The organism is Phormidesmis priestleyi BC1401 (assembly GCF_001650195.1).
Lineage (GTDB): Bacteria > Cyanobacteriota > Cyanobacteriia > Leptolyngbyales > Leptolyngbyaceae > Phormidesmis_A > Phormidesmis_A priestleyi_B.
Window position 1 is genome coordinate 39388 of sequence record NZ_LXYR01000023.1, and the last position, 12610, is coordinate 51997.

A 12610-nucleotide genomic window follows, 5' to 3' on the forward strand; every position below is an offset into this window, starting at 1 on the left:
TGGTTCTGAAGAGAGATTCTCCGAATGCTTCACCCCTACGATCTTTGAGTTGATGTTAGTAACCGTTGCGATCGTAGTCTCCTCCCATCACATCAACGTGATAGCGTTCGGGTGCTAACAACACCTGCATTCCTCTGCCTCCACATAGGCGTGAAAAAATTTGCAGTGAAGCCAGCCTTTCTTGCTGAAGGGTTGTCAAATTTGGATGCAAGGCTGTGATTTCAATGAGCGATAGCTCAAATAAAGGATCTGCTTTTAAGGTTGCTAGAAAGCCATCAAATCCAAGGCAGCTTAATCCATAAATCAGTCGTTTGCTAAGTTCTGGCTGGGGACGATTTTTAGAACCAAAAATGTAACCGCCGTGGGTGTCAATCTTGCCTGTAAAAAAGTCCAAACTTAGGGAAACGTAATCGCGAAAACTTAGAAATGGTTTATTTAAAGCTTGACTGACAATCCCAATATTTTTCTCTTGACCTGTTTTAGGATCACGATATTTCTCCTGATAGTTTGTGCAGTCAAAATAGGTAAAAAGTTCAGCGATCGATTTCTGATTTTCCTCCAGCCCGATTTGCAGTTGTCGCTCTGACAAAGGCTTTTGTTCACGAATAAACAAGTAGTCTAGAAAGCCTAATCCAACAGCATCAATTAGCTGACCGTCTTCAGATTGATTCACGATACCAAGCTGGTTTGCTTGCCGCGTTTTTTTGCTTCCTCCTAATAAGTTTCTGACCATCACATTACCCAATCGATAGCCACCATCGCGAGTTTTTGCGGGAAAGCTAAAGTAGTTTGCCGACGTAGAAGCTAACTTAAGTGCCATGTCTCCTTCATTGCAAAATAAGTAGGCTTCTTGAAAGCGACGCAGCGACGATCGTAAAGTGTTTGCTCGACCTGACACGATCGCTTCTGCTGGGATATCGGGCGCGACTAAAACAAGTTTTCCTAAACTAAACACATTACCAATGTCAGAAGAAGGGCGTTTGTTTCGATTATTCACATCCAAACTGCCGATCGAGGCGGGATCAAATACATCAGACAAGATTCGGACAGCATTCGTAACTACAAATGCGCCCATACTATGACCAATGAAAGAGAGCCGAATTCGTCGTTGATTCCAAGGCAACAGCGCTTGATCTAACTGTCGAATAAACTCGACCAAATCAGCTACGCCATAGTTAGAAGCTCGAAAGGTGTCTCGAAAATAGTTAGTCAGTCTGAGGGCGACGATCGTTAAAATCGGCGAGACAGCCACTAATGAAAGAATTAAAAGAATCACAGACGCTAGGAGAACTTCTAAACCAGAAGTCCGAGATAACGCTACGAAAATGCCAGCGATCGTTCCAATTAAACCAACTGCAATCCCAACAATTCCCAACTTTGAAATCAGGCTCATTGACCTAGGTAATGCCTGTTCAGTAAATTTAATTTTGTCTTTAAAACTTCCAGATTCATCTTCAGAAATTTTCTCTGAAGACCATCGATAGCCAATGACTAACAGCCCTTTGGGAGCTTGCTGATAATGTTGAGAAATGTATTCACAGGTTGTTTGATACCACCATTCTGCACCAGATTGTCCTGTGTTGTATCCATGAATCATCACTAAAATTTCTGCATCTTCCTGATGGTCTTTGAGATGTTGAGTGATGTCTTGAATAAATGTTTCTGGGTCAGTTTGATCTTTAACTTGTGATTGATCCTCAATATTAATGGGAGCCGTACTAATGACCAAATAACCTGGAACTTGGCAATTCTCTAGCTTTAACTTTTGAATCGTGAGTAAATGATTGCTCATACATCTAACCTCCGATGATAGATAGTTTGGAGATGCAACTGCGATCGCATCATGATAGCGTGTCCTGCCACACTCATGAATCGAGTTGCCATCGCGTTTGGGTGAACTACACAAAAAATCCCCCCCACTTCGTAATAATGGAGAGGAAATTAAAATTGATTTGTAGAGACAATTCGACGAAATATCTCTATAAATGATGGACATTAGTTAGAGTTCGTCATCCACCTCAATGTCGTCATCGTCATCTACGTCATCTGCGTCATCGACTCCATCATCAATCAGATCGTCATCCTCCAAAATAGGAGAGAAGACATCGGATTCTACGGCATCAGGAGCATCAGGAGCATCAGGAGCATCAGGAGCATCAGGAACTACGCCGCCAAAGCTCTCAAAACTGAAACTTGGACGCTCATCAAAGCTATCCAAACCATAGCTGCGGGCAGTGCGATCGTCAAGCACAACCTCGTTGAGATCGGCATCGTCATCAAACACCGGAGAGCCATCATACGCGATGTCCATGTCAGGCGTTCCCGTCTCCTCATAGGCATTGAAGCCCGTCCCCGCAGGAATCAAACGACCGATAATCACGTTCTCTTTGAGACCGCGTAACCAGTCAGACTTGCCCTCGATCGCTGCCTCAGTCAAGACACGAGTCGTCTCTTGGAAACTCGCCGCCGAGATGAAACTGTCGGTGTTGAGCGACGCTTTAGTGATACCCAACAGCACCGGAGTGTATTCCGCCGGGGCACCTCCCGTAATCGACATTGCCTCATTGACTTGATCGATTTGATAGAGTTCGACCAATTCACCGGGCAGCATCGTCGTGTCTCCGCCATCATCGACGCGACCTTTAGAGGTCATCTGTCTCACCACGACTTCGATATGTTTGTCAGAAATATCAACGCCTTGAGACTGATAAACTGACTGAACCTCGTTCACCAAGAAGGTTTGCACCTCTCGCAAACTAAGCATCGAAGCATCGTGAATTCCGAGGGTTTCTTTGTTTGCCCGGAACAACACCTCAAGCAGTTCATGAGGGTTGGCGGGTCCATCGGTCAGCCGTTCTCCAGATAGCACATCTTGACCATCCGAGATGATTAGGTTTTGACCTGGACCGATCGGATATTCGGTAATCAGTCCTTCTTTATCCACGACCTTAACTTCTACTGAGTCATCTTCGCCGTAGACCACTTGAGCGCTGCCCGATCGTTCAGCCAAGATGCAAGATTCTTTGGGTTTCCGGGCTTCTAGAAGTTCCTCAATTCTCGGCAAACCTTGAATGATGTCTCCGGTCTTAGTCCGCTCAAAAATCAGCAGTACTAAGTTATCGCCCCGTTGCACCAAGTCACCGTCATCAACGTGAAGCACGGCGCCTGGAGACACTCGATAAGGGCGCGCAATTCGCATCGTCACCTGAGCATCGCCAACCTCAAGCACCTGCCCCGAATCTTCTAACTTGATGCCCGATGCCAGATCAGAACCTGCCACCATCAAGTCACCAGAATTAACAGCAGGCTTCTTGTTTTTTGTCTCAATGACAACTTTGTCTGCGTCTCGGACAATCAGAATCCGACGAATCGACTCAGATCCGCCGCGAATTCCCTGAATCTCACCCGCTTCTTTACACTGAATCTCAGTTCGAGCAACGACCGCGCCAGGAGTAATTTGGTCGCCGTCTTTCACTAAAACGTGGGTGTGGGTGCTGCCTTGAGTCGTATCCGCCGAAATATCGCGACGAATCACCAAGGATTCTAGAATCACCAGTTGCAGGCGCATCACTTCAGGATCGGTTTCATCGGGAATTAACTCAATGTCAGCGGCTAACTGAGCATCTTTGTCGATTTCCAGAAGTAGCTGAGTCCGCAGGAGGTCTACCCCTTCGACAGATCGCACCCGCTCACCATCCTTGTAAGGCAAACGCTGAATGGCTCGTAGGCGAATTGCACGCCCAGAATCTTCGCTCACTGACTCCTGGCTAGGAACAGACGGCTCATTGGGAACCTTAAATTCTGTCACCGGACGCAGCAAAATCGCTGGACCTTCGGGCGTTTCGATATACTCCGCATAGCGCAGTTCATCCACGGTCAATCCAGGCATCACCTGCTGACCAGGATTGACCAACGCCGCTTCCTTCGTCACAACCGTATCGAGGTTGTCGATCATGTGGAGATCACCGGGTTTCACCACAATCTCTCGCAGAATGTCGTTCTTTTGAGTCACCTCAATCACGCCATTGCTTTGACAGAAAATGTCTTTGACCACTTCGGTGCCAGCCTCGACATATTGACCGTCTTCCACAAGCAACAGAGAAATATCTTTGTTGACTTCATGGGCTTCTTCGGCAATCCACAAAAGGGTGCCGCCCTGAATGACTTCATAGCCCTGCTTAGCTTTGCCGCGTTTAGCGATTTCGACTCCCGAATATTTGATGATGCCACCCGTTTGAGTGCGGTAGCGATCGTCAACCAATTCAGCAACGGTTTGACCGTTTGTGACCTGAGTGCCAGGAGTCGCCTTCAGCAAGAAGGTCTGATTGCTGTTGGTCTCCAGCATATACTGGTCGCCGCCGCGCCCTTGGTGAGTTTCGACTCGGACACGAGCTTGATCAAGCATCACCGAAGCGGTAATAATCTCGATCTCACGTCCGCCTTTACCTTCAGCTTGATCTGGTAAACGAACCACCCCACCGTTTTCAGTAACGAGCTTCGTTTCCGCTATCACACCGTTGGCTTGAATCTGGTCGCCGTTTTTGACGACAGGCTCAGCACCCGGCGGTAGGTTGTAAACTTCACCAGAGAGAATCCAGATTAAGCCGCCTCTTTGAGCAATTCGAGTCGTGTTGCCCTGACGGTCTTTCTTCTCTTCAGGCACCAGGTCTTCAAACTTGACTTCACCTGCTAAGTCAGAAGCTACGTCTTTGGCGGCTTTCTCAGTGGTTTTGCGCCCTCGACCAGTCAGGGGAACTTCTGCCATGATCTGCCCAGCTTTCACCTGCTGTTTATCGCGGACTAATAGAGTCGATCCCTGCAAGACCGAGAAGGGTTGCTTCCGCCCATCTTTGTTTTCTAAGAGAACATTGGTGTCAGCTCCGGTAGATTCAACGATCAGAGCGTCTTCCCCGTGGCGAGTTCGCAAGGGGCGAGTCCGCATGAGCTTGGGCAGACGAATCGTGCCGTCAAAGTTGGCTTTTTCTTGACGCGCCATCTCACCCGTAAACACGCCACCCGTGTGGAAAGTTCGCATCGTCAGTTGAGTGCCGGGTTCTCCGATCGACTGTGCTGCGATAATGCCGACTGCTTCCCCGATGTCTACCAGGTGCGCGTGTGCCAAACTCCAGCCATAGCACTGCTGACAGACCGATCGTGCCGCCTCACAGGTGAGGGGCGATCGAGCGATCACTTGTTCAACCTTTGCTCTGCCAATTCGTCGAGTATCTTCGTTATTGATTGCCTGATTGCGTTGAATCAGCACTTCACCCGTTTCAGGATCAACCACATCGGCGGCAGCAACTCGACCCAAAAGACGGTCTTTGAGGGGGATGAGGACGCGATCGCCGTCCATCATTGGCAAGACCACGATGCCTTTCTCAGTTCCGCAATCGAGTTCTCGAACGATTACGTCTTGCGACACGTCCACTAAACGACGAGTGAGATAGCCAGAGTCAGCCGTTCGGAGGGCGGTATCCACAAGTCCTTTCCGGGCACCGTAAGACGAGATGATATACTCGGTGACGGTCAGCCCTTCTCGGAAGTTGGTTTTGATCGGCAAGTCAATGATTTCCCCTTGCGGGTTCGCCATTAGACCGCGCATTCCGACCAACTGACGCACCTGGGAGATATTTCCTCTTGCTCCAGAGAACGCCATCATATAGACAGAGTTGAGCGGGTCGTTGGCGCGGAAGTGCTTCACCACCTCGTCTTTGAGTTCTTCACTGGTTCCGTTCCAGGTGTCAATCACCTTTTGGAATCGCTCAACCTCGGTGATTTCTCCACGAGTGTAGCGCTCTTCAGTGTCTCGAATGGTTTCTTCCGCCGCTTCTAACAACTGACGCTTGATTGGTGGAATCTGCAAATCGTCCACGCTGATGGATACGCCAGCTTTCGTGGCATAGCGGAAACCCAGATCCTTGATCATGTCCGCGACTTGAGCCGTGCGGGCAGTGCCGTAGTTTGTAAATGCCCAAGCGATCAGGTTGGTCAACTGCTTTTTGTTGACCACCTGATTGCGAAAAAGTTGCTTTTCTAAATTCTGTGCCATCGTGTGCCCCACCTGTGCTGATGTTGAATTTTGGAGCTGGAGTTTGGATCTGACGAGCAATCCAAACTCCAAAGTCTCACATGCTCTAGCCTGCAATCTTGCGTTTCGAAGAATGAATCCTAAATCGCCAACGCTTCCTGAATGGTTTTGTTGTAGATAATCCGACCCGGAGTTGTCTTGATGTATTGGGAGATGAGAGCGCCATCTTGGTCTTCTCGCGTCCGCCGATAGTTGTAGGTCTTAGTCACGATGCCGTCAGGCGATCGATTCTCGTCAACTAACTCTTCTTCTACATCTGGCATATCTACATCACCGTCAAAGCGCACCCACACATAAGCATGTAGATCCACTTGCTTCTGTTCATAGGCGTTGATCGCATCCTCCAGATTGGCATAGTAGCCACCTGCCCCTTCTTGAGCCGCCGGATTGTCTGCCGTCAGGTAATAGCAGCCCAACACCATATCTTGACTCGGCGTAATGATCGGGCGACCCGTAGCCGGAGACAAAATGTTATTCGATGCCAGCATCAGCAGCCGCGCTTCTGCTTGAGCTTCTAGGGATAGAGGGACGTGAACCGCCATTTGGTCGCCGTCAAAGTCAGCGTTAAACGCAGGACAGACTAGAGGGTGAAGTTGAATAGCGCGACCTTCTACAAGAATCGGCTCAAACGCTTGAATGCCCAAACGGTGAAGCGTCGGTGCCCGGTTCAGGAAAACGGGGTGTCCTTCGATTACCTCTTCCAGCACTTCCCAAACGGTGGGGTCGTTGCGTTGAATCAGCTTCTTCGCCGCTTTGATGTTGTTGACCAATCCTTGACGAATCAGGCGGTGAATCACAAAAGGCTGAAATAGCTCGATCGCCATTTCTCTCGGCAGTCCACACTGGTGAATCTTGAGATCGGGACCGACAACAATCACAGAACGACCGGAGTAGTCCACCCGCTTACCCAAAAGGTTTTGACGGAAGCGACCCTGTTTCCCTTCGATGATGTCAGACAGAGACTTGAGGGGACGGTTATTGGCACCCACTACCGTTCGACCTCGACGACCGTTGTCGATGAGGGCATCGACCGCTTCTTGAAGCATCCGCTTCTCGTTGCGAACGATAATTTCAGGAGCGAGAATTTCTTGAAGTCGAGCGAGACGGTTGTTGCGGTTAATAACTCGACGATAAAGATCGTTTAAGTCAGAAGTCGCAAAGCGTCCACCGTCTAGCTGCACCATCGGGCGCAAGTCGGGAGGAATGACTGGGATCACGTCCAGCACCATCCAGTCAGGACTGGAACCCGTCGCGATAAAGTTGTCCATTACCCGCAGGCGCTTGATCAACTTGGCTCGCTTTTGACCTTTAGAAGTCGCGATATCTTCCCGCAGTTGCTCGGCTTCAGTGTCGAGTTGAATATCTTGCAAGAGACGTTGGAGTGCTTCTGCACCAATACCAACTTCAATCCCTGACAGCTTCGAGTCTTCGCTGTAGAGTTCGTCTTCAATCTCAATCCACTGATCTTCAGTCAGCAGTTGCTTATAAGTCAAATTCTCTGCATTGCCCGCGTTGAGAACGACGTAGGCGTTAAAGTAGACAATTTGCTCCACATCTCGTAGAGGCATGTCTAGCAAAATTGCCATGTAACTCGGAATCCCTTTAAGATACCAAACGTGGGCGACCGGAGCCGCTAGCTTGATATAGCCCATACGGTGACGACGCACGCGAGATTCCGTTACTTCTACGCCACAGCGCTCACAGACAATTCCACGGTGACGCACCCGCTTGTATTTGCCGCAGTGGCATTCCCAATCTTTCGCAGGTCCAAAAATTCGTTCGCAGAACAAGCCGTCCATTTCAGGCTTGAGCGTACGGTAGTTGATGGTTTCCGGCTTAGTGACTTCACCCACAACCTGTCCGTTGGGTAAGGTCCGTTCTCCCCACTGACGAATACGATCCGGAGATGCCAGACCGATTTTAACGTAGTCAAATCGCTGTTCTAGCTTTGGCATCGCTTAGTTAGTTCCTTATATTCTGTTGGCGCTTGAATGGTGAGAGAAGAACGTTGAGGCTTGAGCTATGAAGATTGAACTCAAACCTCAACCATTCCTTTAGTCTTCGTCGTCCATCGCTTCTCTAGAGATGGATTCGTAAGTCGGTCTAGATGGAGCACGGCGACTGTTCACGTCTGCCATCAAATCAACTTCCATATCCTTGCTGCTTCCGTCTTCCTTGGTTTCGACCTTGTGGACTGCAACATCAAGGCAAAGTGACTGAAGCTCACGCATCAACACCTTGAAAGACTCTGGTGTGCCAGGACGAGGGATGGCTTTGCCCTTGACGATCGCGTTCAAGGCTTCGTTTCGTCCCTGCATATCGTCTGACTTGACGGTCAGCAATTCTTGCAGAGTATACGCTGCACCAAACGCCTCCAGTGCCCACACCTCCATCTCTCCAAATCGCTGACCACCCTGTTGGGCTTTTCCACCCAGAGGCTGCTGTGTGACGAGAGAGTAAGGTCCAGTAGACCGAGCGTGAATCTTATCGTCAACTAAGTGAACCAGCTTCAGCATATAGGCTTTGCCAACTGTAACGGGACGATCGAAGGGTTCGCCTGTCCGCCCGTCATAAACCTGAATTTTTCCAGGGTTGTCAGGGTTAAACAGCCAATAGCCATCTTGTCCACCCGTCGCTTTAATCCGCTTGTCCTGAGCTTCACTAATTTTTGCGTGAACGGTTTCTCTAGACTTTTCTTCCCCGTGCATTTCATCAAATGGCACGACTTTGAAGCGAACGTTCAGATTCTCAGCCGCCCAAGCCAGCAGACACTCATAGACTTGACCCACGTTCATCCGACTCGGCACCCCTAGCGGATTCAGCACGATGTCAACGGGTTTTCCGTCAGGTAGGTAAGGCATGTCTTCGATCGGCAAAATCCGAGAAACAATCCCTTTATTGCCGTGGCGACCTGCCATCTTGTCCCCGACCTGAATTTTGCGCTTTTGAGCCACATAAACGCGGACAACCATGTTAGCGCCCGGAGGTAGCTCGTCGCCTTGTTCACGGGTAAAGACTCGCACATCGACAATCCGACCTTTCTCCCCGTTGGGCACTCGCAAAGAGTTATCCCGTACGTCTCTCGCTTTCTCACCAAAGATGGCACGAAGAAGCTTTTCTTCAGGGGGCTGATCGGATTCCCCTTTCGGAGTCACTTTGCCGACCAGGATGTCACCCGACTCAACCCAAGCTCCGATGCGAATGATGCCTGTTTCGTCTAGCTGACGTAGGGCATCTTCACCGACGTTGGGAATTTCACGAGTGATTTCTTCTGGACCGAGCTTGGTCTGACGTGCCTCAATCTCAAATTTTTCGACGTGGATTGAGGTGTAAACATCTTCCTGAACTAGACGTTCGCTGATCAGAATCGCGTCCTCGTAGTTGTATCCTTCCCAAGGCATGTAAGCTACGAGAATGTTTTGACCGAGGGCGAGTTCACCTTTCTCAGTTGCCGAGCCATCCGCCAGAATTTGACCTGCAATTACCTTGTCGCCTACAAAGACGATCGGGCGTTGGTTTAAACAGGTGTCCTGGTTCGATCGCTGATATTTCTGCAACGCGTAGGTGATGTCTTTACCGCTCTGAGGATCACGCACTCGGATGCGATCTGCATCCACAAATGTGACCTCCCCATCAGTGCGACTGACAACCACCATCCCAGAGTCACGGGCTGCTTGCCCTTCTAAGCCCGTTCCAACCAGGGGACGCTCAGGACGCAACAGAGGCACCGCTTGCCGCTGCATGTTTGAACCCATCAACGCCCGGTTCGCGTCGTCATGCTCTAGAAAAGGAATCAGTGAGGTCGCCACTGAGATGATCTGCACGGGAGAAATCGCGACATAATCCACCTCTTGAGGAGTGGCAGTGGTGAAGTCTTGCCGATAACGGACAGCAACCTCTTCACTAATGATGTAGCCATTCTCATCCATCGTGATGTCACCTGCCGCAACCCGCAGATCGTCTTCCTCATCGGCGGTCATATAGACAGGAGCGTTCTCCTTGACGACACGACCGTTTTCGACCGGATAGTAGGGAGTCTCGATAAATCCATAAGCATTTACGCGAGCGTGAGTCGCCAATGAACCGATCAAACCTGCATTCGGACCTTCAGGAGTCTCAATCGGGCAGATTCGCCCATAGTGAGACGGGTGAATATCTCGAACCGCAAAGCCTGCTCGTTCTCGCGTCAAGCCACCTGGACCGAGAGCACTGATTCGACGTTTGTGAGTCAACTCCGCCAGAGGGTTAGTCTGATCCATAAACTGCGATAGCTGAGAGGAGCCAAAGAATTCCTTAATCGCAGCAACCAAAGGTTTCGGGTTAACTAAAGAAGCCGGAGTCAGAGAGTCAGCATCCGAAACAGTCATCCGCTCTCGAATGATTCGCTCTAGGCGGTTTAGACCGACGCGCACCTGGTTTTGTAGAAGTTCACCCACCGATCGCACACGACGGTTACCCAAGTGGTCAATATCGTCGATGCTGCCAGTGTCAAACTCTAGGTTAATCAGGTAGTCGATCGCAGACAAGATATCCTGCGGAGTCAGCACCCGCACCCCTTCAGGCACTGTGAGACGGAGCTTTTTGTTTAGCTTATAGCGACCCACCTTGCCCAAGTCGTAGCGTTTGGGATCAAAGAACCGGGATTCTAAAAGCTGGGCACCACCAGAGACGGTCGGAGGCTCACCTGGACGCAGCTTACGGTAAAGCTCCATCAGCGCTTCCTCTTCGCTAAACTGACCTTCTTTCTCGATCGTTTTCTGGAAGTATTCAGGGTGACGTAGAGCATCAAAAATTTCGCCATCGCTCAGCCCCAGCGCTTTTAACAGCACTTGAGCCGAAAGCTTGCGGGTCTTGTCGATGCGAACCCAAACCAGATCATTCTTATCTGTCTCAAACTTGAGCCACGCACCCCGGTTAGGAATCAAACTTGCGTTATAGGTACGTCGTCCGTTTTTGTCTGTTTCTGACTTGTAGTAAACGCCAGGACTGCGAACGATCTGGTTCACGATCACGCGCTCGGCACCGTTAATAATGAAGGTGCCCCGATCAGTCATCAAAGGCAAGTCGCCAATGAAGACTTCTTGCTCTTTAATCTCACCCGTCTCTTTATTAATCAGACGAGTTGGAACGTACATTTGTACGGCATAGGTGCTATCGCGACGTTTTGCCTCATCAACATCGTATTTGGGGCGCTTTAGCTTGAAGTCTTTTCCTAAAAAGTGAAGTTCAAGCTTGCCTGTATAGTCAGTAATCGGCGAAAAGCTGTCGAGTTCTTCGATCAAGCCTTCTTCGAGAAACCAGCGAAAGCTAGCCCTCTGAATCTCGACCAAATCTGGCAAAACAAAGGCGGGAGTGGTGTAGGTCTGCTCAGTCATGCGTCTCCTCAGAAGGGTCACGCCCAGCGCGAACCCCAAATTTTATACTATTTGCACAAATAGGTCAATGCAAAAAAGTTTGGAACCCGACAGGGAATCCAAAAAAGTTAGATATTTAGTTGTAGGCTGTTGGTCGTTCGTTTCGTTTCCAATTCTTCCAACAATCGATGGGTGATCTAGTTGAGCATCCGACAAATTCAAGCCTTACTGAGGAATAAAACCCGGTAGAAGCTCTCGTTCACAAGCCAGGATCTGTACTCTCTACTATTATGGCGTAGCAAATCGGTTTTGTGGGTTGACGAATCAACAAATTTATGAGATCGAAGCCTCTGGTTGGATCGATAGAGAAAGATGCGGCTGAAGAATCGTCAAACCAAAGAGTTGACAAGCGTTTTGAGTCGTTTGTGCAGCTACCTGCTCAACGGGAGTGTCTCTTAAACGAGCCACCTGTTGAACCACATACTGCACATAAGACGGCTCATTGCGCTTTTCACCTCGCTTGGGAACGGGAGATAGAAACGGGCAGTCGGTTTCAATAAGGAGACGATCGCTGGGCACCATTTTGGCAGATTCTTGAATCTGAAGCGCCTTTTTAAACGTCACCGTACCACTGAAGCTGATGTAAAACCCCAAATCTAAAAACCACTGCGTTTCTTCAGGAGTGCCGCCCCAGCAGTGCATCACGCCTCGCACAGAACCGTGCTGCTGCCAGAATCGACGTAGCAGCTCAGCCATCGTCTCTGCTGCATCTCTACAGTGAATAATCACGGGTAGACTGAGGCTTTGAGCGATCGCGAGTTGCGCCTCAAACGCTTCGATCTGCTGCTCCCGATTCTCCGCTTTGAAGAAATCTAACCCCATCTCCCCGATCGCCACGACACGCCGATCTGACTTTGCTAAATCAAGAATTTGCTGAGAAGAGTTCACCGTCCACTTTTCTTCAACGTCTAGGGGATGTAACCCTACAGCAAAGGAAAGCTCGGGAAATCGGTCAGCGAGTGCTTGAATTTCAGCAAACTCGGCTGGCTCGACGCATGAATGAACCAGATGAACCAGTCCAGCTTCTCGCCATCGAGCCGCGATCGCATCCAAGTCTGGCTTAAATGCGTCGAAGTTGATGTGAACGTGGGTGTCGATTAGTTGCATT

Annotated in this window: 5 protein-coding genes; all 5 read right to left on the reverse strand. The window is 49.7% G+C overall.

The window, feature by feature from the left end; all coding sequences use genetic code 11:
- Window positions 1–55: 55 nt before the first annotated feature.
- Entirely contained in the window at window positions 56–1792 is a 1737-nt protein-coding gene (locus A8707_RS13700; protein WP_068817809.1) for an alpha/beta hydrolase, read from the reverse strand.
- 207 nt (window positions 1793–1999) lie between these two features.
- On the reverse strand, window positions 2000–6049 hold the full coding sequence (locus tag A8707_RS13705; protein WP_068817836.1) for a DNA-directed RNA polymerase subunit beta': 4050 nt from the start codon (window positions 6047–6049) through the stop codon (window positions 2000–2002).
- Between the two features lie 119 nt (window positions 6050–6168).
- Window positions 6169–8043 carry a DNA-directed RNA polymerase subunit gamma gene (locus tag A8707_RS13710; RefSeq protein WP_068817810.1) on the reverse strand — a complete coding sequence of 625 codons (1875 nt, stop codon included), beginning with the start codon at window positions 8041–8043 and terminating at the stop codon, window positions 6169–6171.
- 99 nt (window positions 8044–8142) lie between these two features.
- Window positions 8143–11463, reverse strand: coding sequence for a DNA-directed RNA polymerase subunit beta (gene rpoB, locus A8707_RS13715; RefSeq protein WP_068817811.1), 3321 nt, complete (start codon window positions 11461–11463; stop codon window positions 8143–8145).
- Window positions 11464–11775: 312 nt separating this feature from the next.
- Entirely contained in the window at window positions 11776–12609 is an 834-nt protein-coding gene (locus A8707_RS13720; protein WP_068817812.1) for a TatD family hydrolase, read from the reverse strand.
- Window position 12610: the final 1 nt, after the last annotated feature.